Origin of the sequence: Siculibacillus lacustris (genome assembly GCF_004328075.1) — a bacterium.
Taxonomy (GTDB): domain Bacteria; phylum Pseudomonadota; class Alphaproteobacteria; order Rhizobiales; family Ancalomicrobiaceae; genus Siculibacillus; species Siculibacillus lacustris.
The window spans coordinates 1-16,730 of record NZ_SJFN01000047.1; the positions used below are offsets into that span (position 1 = coordinate 1).

Consider the following 16,730-nt stretch of genomic DNA (forward strand, 5'->3'; position numbering starts at 1 on the left):
CCGCCGGCACCGGTCGGCGCGGCGGTGCGGCTGCCGAGCCAGGCGCCGAGCGCCGCCTTGAGGGCGTGGAGCCCGGCCTTGAGGTCGTCGGTGGGGGCGCGCGCGCCGGGATCGCCGGCGGCGGCGTGGGCCACGCGCGATTCCAGAAAGAGGCCCGAGCCGCCGAAGGCGCGGGCGACGTCGGCGCCGGTCGGCGGACCGTCGGCGGCGAGCCGCCCTTTCAGCAACTGCGCGGCGAGCGCCCGCACCGGGTCGGGCACGCTGCCGGCGGGCGCCGCCTCGAGCCCGGCGACGGTGGCGAACAGCGGGGCGAGGCCGTTCTGGGTGGCGACGGCGCCGCGCACGGCACGCGCCAGCGCAGCGGTCGGACCGTCGTCGGCGAGCGTGGGCGCAGAGGTCGCCGGCGTCGTCGACACCGCATCGACCACCGCGAAGGCCAGTTTGGACGAACCGTCGCCGGTCGCGACCGCCCGCACCTCGAGGCGCAGCACGTCGCCGACCGCGGCACTGCGGGCGCCGAGCGCCGACAGGTCGGCCTCGATCATGCCGTGACGGCTGGCCAGCACCGCTTGTCCCGAGGCGAGTCCGACCACCCGTGCCTCGATCACCCGGCCGACCTTGAGGGCGACGAGATCGAGGCCGGCGGCGGCGGTCGGCTGCAACGAGGAGACGGAGAGGGCATCTTCGACGGCCACGGCAGTCCCCTCGTCGGCGGGCGCTCGCGCAATGCTACGTTACACCCGCGGCGGCGGCAACGTCCGGGCGGGCGGGCCTGCGACGACATGCGCCTCGCCAAACGAAAGATTCCGTTGGAAAAGAGCTCGGGGTCGATCCGTCGGCACCAAAACCGCCGAAAAGGCCGCGCATGTCTCGATCCGCTTAATCGGATCGTCGTAATCGCCGTGTAGAAGCGGCGTCGCTTCCTCTACAGCCCCTGCCCTCTCGATGCTCGGATCGGTCTCCCGTGTTGGCGTTCAAGCGATTCGTCGGACATCTCGGCGCTCCCAGCGCCTTCGAACTGGCCATCGGCTTCTTTTTGCTGGCGCTGACCGGTGCTGCCTTGATGCACTGACCGCCGGGCACACGCCGGCGGCGATCGTGCCGGTGACCCCGAGCGTCGTCCTCCCCATCGATTTTTCGATTCCGTCTCGCGGGTTCGCGTGCGCCGACGCGCATCGGCGACGCTGGTCTGACTACCGCCCCCCACGACGCAGAACGCCGCCGAAATCGGCGGCGTGGCTGAGATCAGATCCCTGATTCGGTCGTTGCGCCCCGTCGGATCGGCGGGCGCTTCACGGGCGGCGATCGTCCGCCCGCAGCTCTTCGGCCCGCTCCCCAGCGCGGCCGAAATCCTCAGACCACGTGGCCGAGGTAGAGCACCGCGTCGAGCGCGGCGAGCAGCGCGATGATGCCCACCGCCGTCCGTACCAGGCGGCGATCGCGGCGCGACACGCGGACCTTGCCCTCTTCACCCACCGACACCTGGGCCACCAGTCCCGTACTCCCGATCATCACCGTGCCATGCTCCCCGACCATCGACATCGACTTTTTCCCCCACGCGAGTCCGGGGGACAGCATCGAATCCCGAGGTTACCGATCGGTGAATCCTGACGTTCAAAAAGTGGAACAAAGGTGGCATCACAAGCCCGAAGTCCGTGGATCGGCCACATCGACGACGCGTAGTTGCGCGCGTGCATCACCTTGCCAATGGTCCAGGCCGAGTGCACCCACCACGTGCAGACTCGTGCCCCGCGCCGCCAGAAGGGCGCGGCCGATCGGCTCGGCGGCGGCCCGGAAGGCGATCGCCTTGAGGGTCGAGCCGTCGCCGGCGGCCAGCGACAGGCGGACGTGGCCCTGGCCGACCTCGTCGGCGAAGGCGATGCGATGGGCGGGGAAGGCGAACAGCGGTTCCGGCTGGCCGGAGCCGTAGGGACCGGCGCGGTCGAGGGTCTCGATCAGCGTCGGCGTGGCCGCGGCGGCGGTCAGCACGCCGTCGATCGCCAGATCGCGGCGGCCCGAGCCGGCGGCGACCGCGGCGCCGAGGCGGGCGGCGAGGAAGTCGCGGACCTCGCTCAGGCGCGATTCGTCGACGGTGAGACCGGCGGCCATGGCGTGACCGCCGCCCTTGACCAACAGGCCGAGATCGACGGCGGCGCGCACCGCGCCCCCGAGATCGACGCCGGCGATCGAGCGGCCGGAGCCGGTGCCGAGCGGCCCGCGATCGAAGGTCACGGCGAAGGCCGGGCGCTGCCAGCGCTCCTTGAGGCGGGAGGCGATCAGGCCGACCACGCCGGGGTGCCAATCGGCCGAGGAGGCGACGATCACCGGGCCGGGATCTTCGCCCCAGCGCGCCACCACCTGGGCGTCGGCCTCCTCGACCATCGCCGCTTCCATCACCTGACGCTCGCGATTGAGGCGGTCGAGCTCGACGGCGATGCGCTCGGCCTCGACCGGATCGTCGCCGGCGAGGAGCCGCGCGCCGAGCCCGGCATCGCCGATGCGGCCGCCGGCGTTGATGCGCGGGCCGATCAGGAAGCCGAGGTGATAGGGCGAGATCGGCCCGGACAGACGGGCGACGGCGGCCAGCGCCGCCAGCCCGACGTTGCCGCGCCGGCGCGCCGCGGCCAGGCCCTTGACCACGAAGGCGCGGTTGAGGCCGATCAGCGGCACCACGTCGGCGACGGTGCCGAGCGCCACCAGGTCGGTCAGCGCCAAGAGATCGGGCTCGGCGCGGCCCTTGAAGAAGCCGCGGCGGCGCAGTTCGCGGGCGAGCCCGACCAGGGTCACGAAGGTGACGCCGCAGGCGGCGAGATGGCCGAGGCCGGAGAGGTCGTCCTGGCGGTTGGGATTGACCACCGCAAGCGCATGCGGCAGCGCGATGCCGCATTGGTGGTGGTCGATCACCAGGGTGTCGAGGCCGAGCTCGCGGGCGGTGTCGAGCGCCTCGAAGCTGGTCGAGCCGCAGTCGAGGGTGACCAGCAGGGTGGCGCCGCCGGCGGCGAGACCGCGGATCGCCTCGCCGTTGGGGCCGTAGCCCTCGATCAGGCGATCGGGCACATAGACGACGGGATCGAGGCCGACCGCCACCAGGAACCGCCGGGCGAGCGCGGCCGAGGTGGCGCCGTCGACGTCGTAGTCGGCGAACAGCGCGACCTTTTCGCGGCGCATCACCGCGTCGGCCAGCCGCGCGACGGCGGCATCGAGGCCGGTGAGCGTGCTCGGATCGGGCATCAGCTCGCGGATGGTCGGGTCGAGGAAGGCGGCGGCGGTGTCGAGGCCGACGCCGCGGCCGGCCAGCACCCGGGTGACGATCTCCGGCAGGCCGAGGCGCTGGGCCATGGCCAAGGCGCGCGCCGCCCCGCCGGCATCGAGCCGATCGCGCCACGCCCGGCCGGAGGCCGAGCGCTCGACGCCGAGGACGGCGCGCGGAGCACTCTCGTCCGCGGCCGCGGCGGCGTCGTTCGATCGCATCCGTGTCTCCCGATCGGACCCGAGCGCGGCGGCGCCGCGACGGGCCGGGGTCACACCCCGAACTTGTCGACCTGCATGTGGCGGGCGCGGATCCAGCGCACGGTGCCGGTCGAAGCGCGCATCACCACGGTGTGGGTGACGATCTGATTGCGCCCGAACTTGACGCCCTGCAACAGGCTGCCGTCGGTGACGCCGGTCGCCGCGAACAGCACGTCGCCGCGCGCCATGTCCTCGAGGCGGTAGACCCGACGCGGGTCGACGATGCCGAGTTCGCGGGCGCGGGCGAGCTTGTCGGGACGGTCGAGCATCAGGCGGCCCTGCATCTGGCCGCCGATGCAGCGCAGCGCCGCCGCGGCGAGGATGCCTTCGGGGGCGCCGCCGGAGCCCATGTAGATGTCGACGCCGGTCTCGGTCGGCTCGGTGGTGTGGATCACCCCGGCGACGTCGCCGTCGCCGATCAGGCGGATCGCCGCGCCGGTCGCCCGCACCTCTTCGATCAGCCGGGCATGGCGCGGCCGGTCGAGGATGCAGGCGGTGATCTCGGCGACCGGCACGCCCTTGGCGGCGGCCAGCGCCGTGAGATTCTCGGCCGGCGAACGGTCGAGATCGACCAGGCCTTCGGGGAAGCCCGGGCCGATGGCGATCTTCTCCATGTAGACGTCGGGGGTCTTGAGCAGGCTGCCGGCCTCGGCGACGGCGAGCAGCGAGATCGAATTGGGTAGGTTCTTGGCGCAGATCGTCGTGCCCTCGAGCGGCACCACGGCGATGTCGACCTTCGGTCCATGGGCGCTGCCGACCGTCTCGCCGAGCCACAGACGCTCGTTGGCGTCGCGCTCGCCCTCGCCGATCACCACCGTGCCGCAGATCGGCAGGCGGCTGAGCTCGCGGTGCATGGCGTCGACGGCGACGCGGTCGGCGGCGATCTCGTCGCCGCGCCCGCGCAGCCGTGCCGCGGCGACCGCGGTGCGCTCGGTGACGCGCACCAGTTCGAGGGTGAGGATTCGATCGAGCAGGCCGGGCTCTTCGAGCCGGACCGCCGCGGTATTGCCGTGGGTCATTCGTCGCTTCTCCCCGGGGTGTCGTCGCACCCGCGTTGTCGACTTCAGAATCGTTCGATGCGGATGAACCGCGGCGGGCTGGCGACGTGGCCGTCGGCGGCGACGCGGTCGAGGGCCGCCCGCAGATCCATTTCCGCGGTGGCGTAGGTCAGCATGATGACGGGCTGCGCCTCGGTCGGGGCGGCGTCGCCGGGCGCGTCGGCCGACGGGCGGCGGGCGCGCTGGACGATCGACTCGAGCGAGATCTCGCGCTCGGCCATGCGGGCGGCGATGGCCGCGAAGGCGCCCGGCCGGTCGTGCACCGACAGGCGGACGAAATAGGCGCCGCGGTGCTCCGCGCCGTTCGACTTCAGATAGGGCGTCATGTGCTCGGCGGGCTTGCCCATCACGCTCAGCGCGGTGCCGCGGGCGATGTCGGCGACGTCGCCGATCACCGAGGAGGCGGTGGCGTCGCCGCCCGCCCCGGGGCCGACCAGCATCAGCTTGCCGACGAAGTCGGCCTCGACCGCGACGGCATTGAGCACGCCATCGATGCGGGCGATCGCCGAGGATTTCGGCACCATGGTCGGGTGGACGCGCTGGGTGATCGCGCCGGAGGGGGCGCGCTCGGCGATCGCCAGCAGCTTGATCCGGTAGCCCAGTTCGTCGGCCTTCTCGATGTCGTCGAGGGTGACGTCGGTGATGCCCTCGATGGCGATGGCGTCGACGTCGATCTCCGAGCCGAAGGCCAGCGAGGTCAGCAGCGCCAGCTTGTGGGCGGTGTCGAAGCCGCCGACGTCGAAGGTCGGATCGGTCTCGGCATAGCCCAGCCGCTGGGCCTCCTTCAGGCAGACGTCGAACGACAGCCGCTCGTTCTGCATCCGGGTCAGGATGTAGTTGCAGGTGCCGTTGAGGATGCCGAAGATCCGGTCGACGCGGTTGCCGGCGAGGCTCTCGCGCAGGGTCTTGATGATCGGGATGCCGCCGGCGACCGCCGCCTCGAAGTTGAGGCTGACGCCGCGCTTCTCGGCGAGGCGGGCGAGCTCGACGCCGTGGCGGGCGAGCAGTGCCTTGTTGGCGGTGACCACGTGCTTGCCGGAGGCCAGCGCGGCGCGCACCGAATCCTCGGCCGGTCCCGAGGCGCCGCCGATCAGTTCGACGAAGACGTCGATGTCCGGGCTCTCGGCGAGGCGCACCGGATCCTGAATCCAGTTGATGCCGGAGAGGTCGACGCCGCGGTCGCGGGTCCGGTCGCGGGCGCAGACGGCGCGGACCACCAGACGGCGTCCACAGCGTTCGGCGAGCTCGTCGCCGTGGGCGCGCAGGCCCCGGACCACAGAGGCGCCGACGGTTCCCAGTCCGGCGATACCCAAACGCAGAGAGGCGTGCATGTTCCAAGTCCCGATTCGAGCCCGAACGCCGTGGCGTGCGGTGCGCGGGGGTCTCCCCGCGGAGGTCCGACGATGGGCGGTCCGATCGGCGGGACCGGACGCGCCCGTTCTCGCTCTCAGCCCTGGGCCGCGAGCGGGATGACGTTGTGCAACGTCTTGTCGGCCTGCTCGAAGAAGCGGCGGATGTTGCGCGCCGCCTGACGGATGCGCTGCTCGTTCTCGACCAGCGCGATGCGGACGAAGTCGTCGCCCTGCTCGCCGAAACCGATGCCCGGGGCCACCGCGACGTCGGCCTTCTCGATCAGCAGCTTGGAGAACTCGACCGAGCCGAGGTGGCGGAACTTCTCGGGAATCGGCGCCCAGGCGAACATCGACGCCTTGGGGGCGGGAATCGGGAAGCCCGACTTCTCGAAGGCGTCGACCATGGCGTCGCGGCGCTTCTTGTAGGTCTCGCGGATCTCGATGATGCACTCGTCGCCGGAATTGAGGGCGTGGGCCGCGGCGACCTGGATCGGCGTATAGGCGCCGTAGTCGAGGTAGCTCTTGACGCGGGCGAGCGCGGCGATCAGCCGCTCGTTGCCGACCGCGAAGCCCATGCGCCAACCGGGCATGGAGAAGGACTTGGACATCGAGGTGAACTCGACGCAGACGTCCATGGCGCCCGGCACCTGCAGCACCGACGGCGGCGGCTCACCCTCGAAGTAGATCTCCGCATAGGCGAGATCCGACAGCACGAACAGCTCGTGCTTCTTGGCGAAGGCGACGACGTCCCGATAGAAATCGAGATCCGCGGTGACCGCGGTCGGGTTCGACGGGTAGCACAGGATCACGGCGATCGGTTTGGGGATCGAGTGGACCACCGCCCGCTCCATCGCCCGGAAGAACTCCGGTCCCGGCTCGATCGGAATCGAGCGGATCACGCCGCCGACCATCAGGAAGCCGAAGGCGTGGATCGGATAGGACGGATTGGGGCACATCACCACGTCGCCGGGGGCGGTGATCGCCTGGGCCATGTTGGCGAAGCCCTCCTTGGAGCCGAGCGTCGCCACGACCTGGGTGTCGGGGTTCAGCTTGACGCCGAAGCGGCGGTCGTAATAGGCGGCCTGGGCGCGGCGCAGGCCCGGGATGCCCTTGGAGGCGGAATAACGGTTGGTGCGCGGCTTGCCGATGGTCTCGATCAGCTTCTCTTCGATGAAGCGCGGGGTCGCGAGATCGGGATTGCCCATGCCGAGATCGATGATGTCGGCGCCTTCGGCCCGAGCTCGCGCCTTGAGTCGGTTGACCTGTTCGAAGACGTACGGCGGCAACCGCCGGATCTTGTGGAATTCGTCCATGGGTCCAGACCTTCTCGTCGCGTGCGGGCAGTCGGGCGCTCACGCCGTCCCCCGCGTCCTCTCGTGCCTCGATGAGGATACGAATCGACGGTGCACGAGGGCCAAGCCCTTCGTCCACCGACGGATTCCCGTCCTGCGACGCCACGGCGACACGACGGCCGTAGCGACGAGGAGGGAACGCCTTTTAGCAGATGTCGCCGGGCTTGGCATCCGTCGATCGTCGGGGATGGACGGTGCGCGGCGCGGCGAGCGCGGCGGCGCGACGCTCCCCCGTCAGGGCGTCGCGGGGGCGGCGCCGGACTCGATCGCCCGTTCGGTCTCGGCTTTCGAGCGGCGCCCGAGTTCCTGGAGTTCCTGGATCACCGACGCGGGCTTGGAGGCATCGACGCCGGCCTGTTGGCGTGCGCCGAGGGCCAGCATCTCGGCCTCGAGGCGGTCGCGCTCGGCGGCGGTGCGGGTCGGCAGGGACGACGGGCGGGCGGTGTCGACGTTGATGTTGGGATAGCCGTCGGCTCCGGTGACCGGGGCGGCGACCACCGTGGCACCGAGCCCGTTGGGCTGGGGCACCGCCGGCAGCGCGGCCACCGGCACGGGCGCAGGCGCGCGGCCATAACCGGCATCGTTCGAGCCGTAGCCGAGATCGGCGCTCGAACAGGCGGCCAGGGCGGCCGTGACCGCCACCGACACCAAGACGCGCACGGCGATTCGAGCGCTACCATGTACCGACAAAAACGCCGTTGCTCGTTTGGTCACGACCTGCCAGCATCCCCATAGAAAATAAGTCACGTCCCGATGATACCCGATCCACCGGGATTGTCACGGCTGCCCGATGCCGCAGGACGTAGGCGTGGTGAACGAATTCGGTCGCCCCCCGGGCGACCCGGGTTCGCGGAGGGGAAAGAGACGTTCATGGCCGAGACCGAGCCCAATCCGCTGCTGCGCTATCTGGTGTCCGATCCCGACGCCTTCGCCCACAATCTCGCCAAGGCCTTCGAACAGGCAGGCAAGGCGGCCGCAGCCTATCTCAAGCCGCGCGAGACCGGCGACACCGACTTCGGCTCCACCGACGAGATCACCCGCATCACCAAGACGCTGGCCCATGTCGGCGAATGGTGGCTGGCCGATCCGGCGCGCACCATCGAGGCCCAGAAGCGGCTGGTCGGCGGCTGGATGGACCTGATGTCGTCGACGTTGAAGCGCCTGTCGGGCGAGCCGTTCGAACCGACGATTCGCCCCGATCCCAAGGACAAGCGCTTCCAGGATTCGGAGTGGAACGACAATGCCTTCTTCGACTTCGTCAAACAGTTCTACCTGCTGACCTCGCGCTGGGCCGGCGACATGGTCGAAGAGGCCGGCGACCTCGACTCCCACACCCGCGCCAAGGCCGACTTCTACGTCCGCCAGATCCTCGCGGCGCTGTCGCCGTCGAACTTCCTGATGACCAATCCGGAGCTGCTGCGCGAGACGCTGACCTCGAGCGGCGAGAATCTGGTGCGCGGCATGAAGATGTTCGCCGAGGACATCGCCGCCGGCGGTGGCGACCTCAAGATCCGCCAGTCGGACTATTCGAAGTTCCGCATCGGCGAGAATCTGGCGATGACCCCCGGCAAGGTGATCTGGCAGAACGACGTCTGTCAGATCATCCAGTACGCCCCGACCACCGAGACGGTGCGGCGGCGGCCGTTGCTGATCGTGCCGCCGTGGATCAACAAGTTCTACATCCTGGACCTCAACCCGGAGAAGAGCTTCATCCGCTGGGCGGTGTCGCAGGGCCTGACGGTGTTCGTGATCTCCTGGGTCAATCCGGACCAGCGGCAGGCCGAGAAGTCGTTCGAACACTACATGAAGGAAGGCATCCTGACGGCGGTCGAGGTGGTCGAGAAATCGACCGGCGAGCGCGGGGTCGACACCATCGGCTATTGCGTCGGCGGCACCCTGCTCGGGGTGACGCTGGCGTGGTGCGCGGCGACCGGCGACGACCGCATCAAGAGCGCGACGCTGTTCACCACCCAGGTCGACTTCACCCATGCCGGAGAGCTGAAGGTGTTCGTCGACGAGGAGCAGATTTCTTCGCTGGAAAATCAGATGAGCCTGCGGGGATTCCTCGAGGGTCGCAGCATGTCGACGGCGTTCAATCTGTTGCGCTCCAACGACCTGATCTGGCCCTATTTCATCAACAATTACCTCAAGGGCAAAGAGCCCTTCCCGTTCGATCTGCTCTATTGGAACTCCGATTCGACCCGGATGCCGGCGGCCAACCACAGCTACTACCTGCGCAACTGCTACCTCGAGAACAATCTGACCCGCGGCCGGCTCGAGCTCGGCGGGGTCAAGCTCGATCTCGGCAAGGTCACGGTGCCGATCTACAACCTCGCGGCGCGCGAGGACCACATCGCCCCGGCGCTGTCGGTGTTCGAGGGCAGCCGCTATTTCGGCGGGCCGGTGCAGTACGTGCTGGCCGGATCGGGGCACATCGCCGGGGTGATCAACCCGGTCGGCAAGCCCAAGTACCAGTATTGGACCGGCGGCCCGCCCCAGGGCAGCTTCACCGACTGGCTCGCCGCGGCGAGCGAAACGCCGGGGTCGTGGTGGCCGCATTGGCACGCCTGGTTGACCGACCTCGCCCCCGAAATGGTGCCGGCGCGGCAGCCGGGCGGCGGCGTGCTGGAACCGATCGAGGACGCGCCGGGCTCCTACGTCCGCGCCAAGGCGTGAGCGGCGGCCGATCCGCCGCGCCGCCCGCCCCTCCCCGACATGAGAAACCCGCCCGGATCGCTCCGGGCGGGTTTCGTTCGAGCGAGGTGGCGGCCCGGCCGGATCAGTCGGCGTGGCTGGCGGCGACCACCCCGGCATTGACCGGCAAGTGCGCCGGGCGCGGCGGATGCAGCGCCGCATGGAGCTTGCCGCGATCGAGCTCGCCTTCCCACCAGGCGACCACCACGGTGGCGACGCCGTTGCCGACGATGTTGGTCAGCGCGCGACATTCCGACATGAACTTGTCGATGCCCAGCACGATCGCCATGCCGGGGACCAGCGCCGGATTGACCACCGCCAAGGTGGCGGCGAGCGTCACGAAGCCGGCACCGGTGATGCCGGAGGCACCCTTGGAGGTCAGCATGGCGACGACCAGAATGGTGAGCTGCTGCTGGAAGGTCAGGTCGACGCCGAGGGCCTGGGCGATGAACAGGGTCGCCAGCGTCATGTAGATGTTGGTGCCGTCGAGGTTGAAGGAATAGCCGGTCGGCACCACCAGGCCGACCACCGGCTTGGAACAGCCCATGTTCTGCAGCTTGACCATCAACTGCGGCAGGGCGCTCTCCGACGACGAAGTGCCGAGCACGATCAGCAGTTCGTCCTTGATGTAGGCCAGGAAACGGATGATCGAGAAGCCGGCGATGCGGGCGACGACGCCGAGCACCACCAGGACGAACAGCGCCGAGGTGACGTAGAAGGTGGCGATCAGCCCGGCGAGATTGCCGAGCGCCTGGGGGCCGAACTTGCCGATGGTGTAGGCCATGGCGCCGAAGGCACCGATCGGCGCGACCTTCATGACGATGCCGATGACGCCGAACACGCCGAGGGCGAATTCGTCGATCAGGGTGCGCACCGGCTTGCCCTTGTCGCCGAGCATCATCAGCGCGAAGCCGAACAGGATCGAGAACAGCAGCACCTGCAGCACGTCGCCCTTTGCGAAGGCGCCGATGACGCTGTCGGGGATGATGTTGAGCACGAAGTCGACCGACTTCTGCTGCTTGTCGGGGGCGGTGTACTGGGCGATCGCCGCGGCGTCGGGCTTGCCCTGGAAACCGTGGCCGGGGCCGACCAGATTGCCGATCAGCAGGCCGATGGCCAGCGCGAAGGTCGAGACCACCTCGAAGTAGATCAGCGCCTTGACGCCGACCCGGCCGACCTTCTTGGCGTCCTGGATATGGGCGATGCCGGAAACCACGGTGCAGAAGATGATCGGCGCGATCACCATCTTGATCAGCTTGATGAAGCCGTCGCCCATCGCCTTGATCCACTCGTTGGTGGCGAACTGGGGATAGAGCCAGCCGACCACGGCACCGAGCACGATGGCGATCAGGACCTGCACATAGAGGATCTGGTGCCAGCTCTTGCGCACCTCCTTGGGCATTTCCGGCAGGATGTGGTCGGGCATGTGCATGGTCGTGACTCCCCCTGCCCCGGACGCCGGCGCGTCCCGAGCTCGTGTGCGTCGGTGGTGGATCGCACTGCGGTCGCCGCATGGCAGCCCCGCGACGAGTGCGTGGGATCTGCGCTAATCGATCGGCTCGGGGAGGGTCAATTGCGGTTATCCGCAAGGCGCCGGCGGGGTGCGGCGGTCCGCCGCGGCGAGGGCGCAAAATCGGCGGTTTTCTGCGAATCTCAATCGATTTGCAGATCTCCCCTACCTTGGTCGTAGACGCGCATCGGCAGCCTCGAGAAACGACGAAGGGCGGCATGTCTGCCGCCCTCGCTCGCCCATCCATGCATGGCTCGGATCGTCGGTCCCGCTCACGGGAAGAAGCCGACGGCCTCCAGAGCGGTGGTTTCCGGCCAGCCCATCATCACGTTGAGGTTCTGGATCGCCTGACCCGAGGCGCCCTTCACCAGATTGTCGATGACGCACATGACGATCGCCCGGCCGGGCCGCCGATCGGCGAAGACCGAGATGTGGGCCCGGTTGGTGCCGCGCACGTGGCGGGTCTGGGGCACGGTGCCGAAGGGCAGGACGTGCACGAAGGGCTCGCCGGCAAAGCGCGTCGCGAGGATCTCGTGCAGCGACTGGGGCGTGTGGTCGCCGACCGGCTTGAGGTAGACCGTGGCCAGCATTCCGCGGTTCATCGGCACCAGATGGGGCGTGAAGGACGGGATCACCGGCCGGCCGGCGGCACGGGAGAAGCCCTCCTCGAGCTCGGCCATGTGGCGGTGATGACCGACGCCATAGGCGTGGAAGCCTTCCGAGACCTCGGTGAAGAGGTTCGATTCCTTCAGCGACCGCCCGGCCCCGGTGACGCCCGACTTGGCGTCGACGACGATCTCGTCGGGGTCGACGGCTTTCGCCTCGAGCAAGGGGATCACCGGCAGTTGCGAACAGGTGGTGTAGCAGCCGGGATTGGCGACCAACCGCGCCTTGGCCACCCGGTCGCGGGCGAACTCGGTGATGCCGTAGACGGCTTCCTTCTGCAGCTCGACCGCCTGATGGGGGGCGCCGTACCAATATTCGTAGGCCGCCGGATCGGACAGGCGAAAGTCGGCGGAGAGATCGACGATCTTGATCCGCTCCGGCAGGCCCTTCAGCACCGCTTGGGTGGTGGCGTGCGGCAGGGCGCAGAACACCGCGTCGATGCCCGACCAGTCGACCTCGGCGATGGTGACGAGGCGCGGCAGGTCGACGCCATAGAACTGCGGGAAGGCGTCGGCCATGGTGGTTCCGGCCTTGCGGTCGGCGGTCAGCGCGGCGATGCGGACGTTCGGGTGGCCGAGCAGCATGCGGACCAGTTCGGCCCCGGTGTAGCCGGAGGCCCCGAGAATGGCGACGTCGGTCTTGGCGGACATGATCGAACCTCGAATGGTTTTCGCGAAGGGATATGACGGATTTCCGCGACGAGGGGAAGACGGGAGGCGGCCACCGGCGGTGGGCCTCGCCCTCCCCCCTCGCAATTTGTCGTTTCCGCCCCATATGGAGAGGCAGAGAGTCCCGGTCTCACGCGGGGAAGTTCACCTGTGAGCGGGAGTCCTCATGAATCGCCCCACCGTTTCCATCGTCATCGCCGCCCTGTGCGTGGTCATCGCCATCATCGGCTGGCAGCTCTATCAGGAGCGCACCCAACGGGACGGGGTCGACATTCGGATCGGCGACGGCGGCGTGTCCATCCAGAAGAAGTGACGTGCCCGATCCCGCCGATCCCGGCGGGATCTTCCTCGAGAGGACGGCGGCCGACCCGGCCCGTCCCAAGGAGACAGTCCCATGTCGCTCGGCCTCATCCTCGTCATCGTGCTCGTCGTTTTCCTGCTCGGTGGTTTCAGCGGCCGCTTCGGCGGCTATGGCTACGGCTACGGCAACCGTGGCACCGGACTGATCGGTATCCTGCTGATCGTCCTGTTGATTCTGGTGCTGACCGGCCGCCTGTGAGACGACGGAGCGGCGCCCGCGCTTGGTCGCGGGCGCTCAGCCTCGTCGTCGCTTCTCCGCCTCGAGCCCCAGCCAGGTCTGCACCACCGCCGCGCCGGCGATCGCCGTGACGTCGGCGTGGTCGTAGGCCGGCGCCACTTCGACGACGTCGCCACCGACGAAGTCGAGGCGGCCGAGGTCGCGCAGGATCACCAGCGCCTCGCGCGAGGTGAGCCCGCCGGCGACCGGCGTGCCGGTGCCGGGCGCGAAGGCCGGGTCGAGGCAGTCGATGTCGAAGGTCAGATAGGCCTTGGCCTCGCCGACCCGGGCATAGATCCGTTCGATCGCCGCGCGGATCCCGGAGGTCTCGATCTCCCAGCCCCAGACGATCTCCAGCCCGCAGTCGCGCGGCGCATGCGTCCGGATGCCGATCTGGATCGAGCGATGGGGATCGATCACCCCGGCCTCGACGCCGCGCCGCACGAAGGCGCCGTGATCGGTCCAGTGTCCCGGCCCCGCCGCCCCGGCCTCCCCCCAAGTGTCCTGATGGGCGTCGAAATGGACGATCGCCAGCGGTCCGTGGAGCGCGGCGGCGGCCTCGAGCAGCGGGAAGGTCACCGAATGATCGCCACCCAGCGCGAAGACTTTGGCGCCCGACGCCAGCACGTCGCCGACCTGGGCGTGGATGCAGTCGTGGGCGGCCCAGGGCTTGGCGTAGTCCCAGGCGACGTCGCCCCAGTCGACGACGTTCAGCGCCGCGAAGGGGTCGGCATGGAAGGGATATTGAGGATCGCCGTCGAGGATGGCGGAAGCCCGCCGGATCGCCTGCGGCCCGAAGCGCGCCCCCGACCGGTTCGACACCGCGGCATCGAAGGGCACGCCGACGATCGCCACGTCGACGCCCGCGAGATCGCGGGTATAGCGCCGCCGCATGAAGGACAGCGCGCCGGCGTAGGTGGGCGGGGGCGGGCACGCAGAATCCGAGCTACTGGGATTGTTAGAGGCTTGTTCCATTTTCACCAATCCTGAATACCACACGAATTCGAAACATGCTAAATTGGCATGCCTGAGGATAAGGATGAGCTTCTTAACGTGCCACGAATTTGAGAACAACCAATGACTAAAGTAGAAGTAGTTCCGAACGGTGGACATCAGAATTCAAAAAAAACCGTCAGCTATTGGGATCCCGTCTTTCAGACTGCGGATCCCGCAATGTTTCAAAAAGCCTCTTGGGATTTTGTACGCAATGGAGGACCTCGGCTCGCGATCTTCGACGCAGCAGAGCTGAAATCCCCCGTAAAAATTGAACGTATACATTTTGAAAATTGTGATTTCATCGGGATTTTTCCGGAATACTCGAAGTTTTCTAACTGCATTTTTGAAAAATGCGATTTCTCAAACAGCACTTTTACAATGGCAAAATTCAATTCCTGCAGATTTAAGCGCAGTTCTCTTTCAACCGCTACTTTTCAGGACAGTGAATTTCGTGATTGCACCTGGGAAGAAATTGGACTCTCAGGCAACACAACGAAGCTTGACGGCACTATAATAACCAACCCCACCAAATTTATCGAGGCGGCTTATACCGCAGAAAATCCCAACGAACAAAACGGTCAAACAAGTACGAAGAGATATCAACGAGCACGACTTGAAATAACAAAGAGCGAAATCGCGCGCGCAATATACCAGAATCACACAAGAAAAGGGTCCGACAAAGACTATTATGAATGTGTTCAACTAACAACAATTCAATCTATTAAGGAAGAAATAAGCCACAGAACAATAGAAAATATTTCACCGAACATAAAAATCCCGAAACTTCTTTTCAACAAAGTATTAAACTCAATAAACACGATTGATATGCAAATTATAATATTAGTATTAAATATTAATGCGTGGGGGAGAAGTATTACTCGCCCTTTGTTTTTTGGACTAATTATAATTTCTCTGTATACTGCTGCGTATTGCTATTTCCTAAGGATCGCTTTATTAGACTCCATTATAATGTCGTTAGATATATCTCTTGTTGCGGGATATACGAAACATTCATCGACTCTGGACGGCACACTAAAACAGATATTAGCAGTCTCTAACTTAGTTGTTGGTTTGATTTGGTATGCAGTCATTATTCCCACTGTAATAAACAGGATAAGCAAGGTTCGCTAGAATGGCTGTAATCGCTCTATCTCTATTTGGCAGCAGAGCGCGAGGCGATAATAACTCAAACTCTGATGTTGACCTTCTAGCCGTTGTCGACGATAACACAATGAAATCAAAATCAATTAGCAAATCAAATTTTGCCTTTTATCCAATAGCGTTTATTGAAAATATGTTTAAAAGTGGAGATTTATTCGCCTTACACTTAAAGATGGAATCCATCACTATCTACGACCCAACTAAAGTGATGGATCGTCTAAAAAATTCTTTCATGTACAAGAGTACTTATTATAACGAAAGAAATAATGCGATTGATGCAGGGTATTTACTTATTAGGATGCTTAAAAATGGGCGCGACATTCATGACATTAATAAGAAATTGTCGTGGTGCGTTCGCACCATTCTTATAGCCGAGAGCGCCGAGCTACGGGCTCCAAAGTTCTCGATAGACAGCCTCGCGGCAGAGAACGAAGAAATTAGGGCCCTTATAAGAATAAAAGACTCCCCTCGTCCAGAAACGCACATCATTCCAACTTTTGAAAAGTTTATAACCCAAATTAACGAAAGATCATCGGCGTTAATACCTAACGATGCCGATGATTTAATTGAATATTTCAAACTCAACAACAACACAATGGCGCTAAAAATACTTGGGTATAATCGACGCATTACTTCTCCATACTGAAAAGGGCGGACCAATCGGCCCGCCCTTCTCTTGGCTCTTCCGGAGATCCGGAACCGATCAGCGCTTGGAGAACTGGAAGCTGCGGCGGGCCTTCCGGCGGCCGTACTTCTTGCGCTCGACGACGCGGCTGTCGCGGGTCAGGAAGCCGTAGGGCTTCAGCACGCCGCGCAGTTCCGGTTCGAAGTAGGTCAGGGCCTTGGAGATGCCGTGACGCAGCGCGCCGGCCTGGCCCGACAGGCCACCGCCCTCGCAGGTCGCGACGATGTCGAACTGGCCGTCGCGGGCGGCGGCGAGGATCGGCTGGAGGATCAGCATCTGCAGCACCGGACGGGCGAAATAGACGCCGAAGTCCTTGCCGTCGACGGTGATCTTGCCGGTGCCGCGCGACAGCCAGACGCGCGCCACGGCGTTCTTGCGCTTGCCGGTGGCATAGGCGCGGCCGAGGGCATCGACCTTACGCACGTGGACCGGCGCCTCGACGACGGTCTTGACGGCGCCGACGGCAGCGCCGAGTTCCTCGAAGGACTGAATTTCGGCCAT

At 66.0% G+C, this 16,730-nt stretch carries 15 protein-coding genes and 1 pseudogene; 5 read left to right on the forward strand and 11 right to left on the reverse strand.

Annotated features, from left to right (window positions below):
- The 7 genes and pseudogenes from EYW49_RS20830 to EYW49_RS20860 all read right to left on the reverse strand — a co-directional run.
- Window positions 1-695: pseudogene (locus tag EYW49_RS20830) on the reverse strand (hypothetical protein); the annotation flags it as partial.
- Between the two features lie 658 nt (window positions 696-1,353).
- Window positions 1,354-1,542, reverse strand: a complete 189-nt coding sequence (locus EYW49_RS20835; RefSeq protein WP_131311560.1) for a hypothetical protein — start codon at window positions 1,540-1,542, stop codon at window positions 1,354-1,356.
- A gap of 96 nt (window positions 1,543-1,638) precedes the next feature.
- Window positions 1,639-3,471, reverse strand: a complete 1,833-nt coding sequence (gene recJ / locus EYW49_RS20840; protein ID WP_131311561.1) for a single-stranded-DNA-specific exonuclease RecJ — start codon at window positions 3,469-3,471, stop codon at window positions 1,639-1,641.
- A 50-nt stretch (window positions 3,472-3,521) separates the two neighbouring features.
- Complete coding sequence (gene glpX, locus EYW49_RS20845) at window positions 3,522-4,529, reverse strand: class II fructose-bisphosphatase (RefSeq protein ID WP_131311562.1); 1,008 nt, start codon at window positions 4,527-4,529, stop codon at window positions 3,522-3,524.
- A 44-nt stretch (window positions 4,530-4,573) separates the two neighbouring features.
- Complete coding sequence (locus tag EYW49_RS20850; RefSeq protein WP_131311563.1) at window positions 4,574-5,899, reverse strand: homoserine dehydrogenase; 1,326 nt, start codon at window positions 5,897-5,899, stop codon at window positions 4,574-4,576.
- 116 nt (window positions 5,900-6,015) lie between these two features.
- The gene (locus tag EYW49_RS20855; protein WP_131311564.1) at window positions 6,016-7,233 is read right to left on the reverse strand and encodes an LL-diaminopimelate aminotransferase; all 1,218 of its coding nucleotides are present in this window, start codon (window positions 7,231-7,233) and stop codon (window positions 6,016-6,018) included.
- Between the two features lie 273 nt (window positions 7,234-7,506).
- Window positions 7,507-7,932, reverse strand: a complete 426-nt coding sequence (locus EYW49_RS20860) for a hypothetical protein (protein WP_131311565.1) — start codon at window positions 7,930-7,932, stop codon at window positions 7,507-7,509.
- 210 nt (window positions 7,933-8,142) lie between these two features.
- On the opposite strand from EYW49_RS20860, the gene phaC reads away from it, so the two are divergent.
- The gene (gene phaC, locus EYW49_RS20865) at window positions 8,143-9,948 is read left to right on the forward strand and encodes a class I poly(R)-hydroxyalkanoic acid synthase (RefSeq protein WP_131311566.1); all 1,806 of its coding nucleotides are present in this window, start codon (window positions 8,143-8,145) and stop codon (window positions 9,946-9,948) included.
- 103 nt (window positions 9,949-10,051) lie between these two features.
- Here the strand turns inward: phaC and EYW49_RS20870 are convergent, their stop codons facing one another.
- Both EYW49_RS20870 and argC read right to left on the reverse strand, forming a co-directional pair.
- Window positions 10,052-11,398, reverse strand: a complete 1,347-nt coding sequence (locus tag EYW49_RS20870) for a dicarboxylate/amino acid:cation symporter (protein ID WP_131311567.1) — start codon at window positions 11,396-11,398, stop codon at window positions 10,052-10,054.
- Window positions 11,399-11,748: 350 nt separating this feature from the next.
- The gene (argC, locus tag EYW49_RS20875) at window positions 11,749-12,792 is read right to left on the reverse strand and encodes an N-acetyl-gamma-glutamyl-phosphate reductase (protein ID WP_131311568.1); all 1,044 of its coding nucleotides are present in this window, start codon (window positions 12,790-12,792) and stop codon (window positions 11,749-11,751) included.
- A 184-nt stretch (window positions 12,793-12,976) separates the two neighbouring features.
- Between argC and EYW49_RS23135 the strand changes: the two genes are divergently transcribed.
- Window positions 12,977-13,123 carry a hypothetical protein gene (locus EYW49_RS23135; RefSeq protein ID WP_165498356.1) on the forward strand — a complete coding sequence of 49 codons (147 nt, stop codon included), beginning with the start codon at window positions 12,977-12,979 and terminating at the stop codon, window positions 13,121-13,123.
- A gap of 81 nt (window positions 13,124-13,204) precedes the next feature.
- Entirely contained in the window at window positions 13,205-13,369 is a 165-nt protein-coding gene (locus EYW49_RS20880) for a DUF3309 family protein (protein WP_131311569.1), read from the forward strand.
- A 36-nt stretch (window positions 13,370-13,405) separates the two neighbouring features.
- Here EYW49_RS20880 and speB read toward each other — a convergent pair whose 3' ends face one another.
- Window positions 13,406-14,362 (reverse strand): agmatinase, encoded by a 957-nt coding sequence (gene speB, locus EYW49_RS20885; protein ID WP_131311570.1) that lies wholly within the window; start codon window positions 14,360-14,362, stop codon window positions 13,406-13,408.
- Between the two features lie 102 nt (window positions 14,363-14,464).
- On the opposite strand from speB, the gene halA reads away from it, so the two are divergent.
- The gene (gene halA / locus EYW49_RS20890; RefSeq protein ID WP_131311571.1) at window positions 14,465-15,514 is read left to right on the forward strand and encodes an anti-phage Hailong system effector protein HalA; all 1,050 of its coding nucleotides are present in this window, start codon (window positions 14,465-14,467) and stop codon (window positions 15,512-15,514) included.
- A 1-nt stretch (window position 15,515) separates the two neighbouring features.
- Window positions 15,516-16,190 (forward strand): nucleotidyltransferase domain-containing protein, encoded by a 675-nt coding sequence (locus EYW49_RS20895; RefSeq protein ID WP_131311572.1) that lies wholly within the window; start codon window positions 15,516-15,518, stop codon window positions 16,188-16,190.
- Between the two features lie 57 nt (window positions 16,191-16,247).
- Here EYW49_RS20895 and rpsI read toward each other — a convergent pair whose 3' ends face one another.
- Window positions 16,248-16,730 carry a 30S ribosomal protein S9 gene (gene rpsI / locus EYW49_RS20900; protein WP_131311573.1) on the reverse strand — a complete coding sequence of 161 codons (483 nt, stop codon included), beginning with the start codon at window positions 16,728-16,730 and terminating at the stop codon, window positions 16,248-16,250.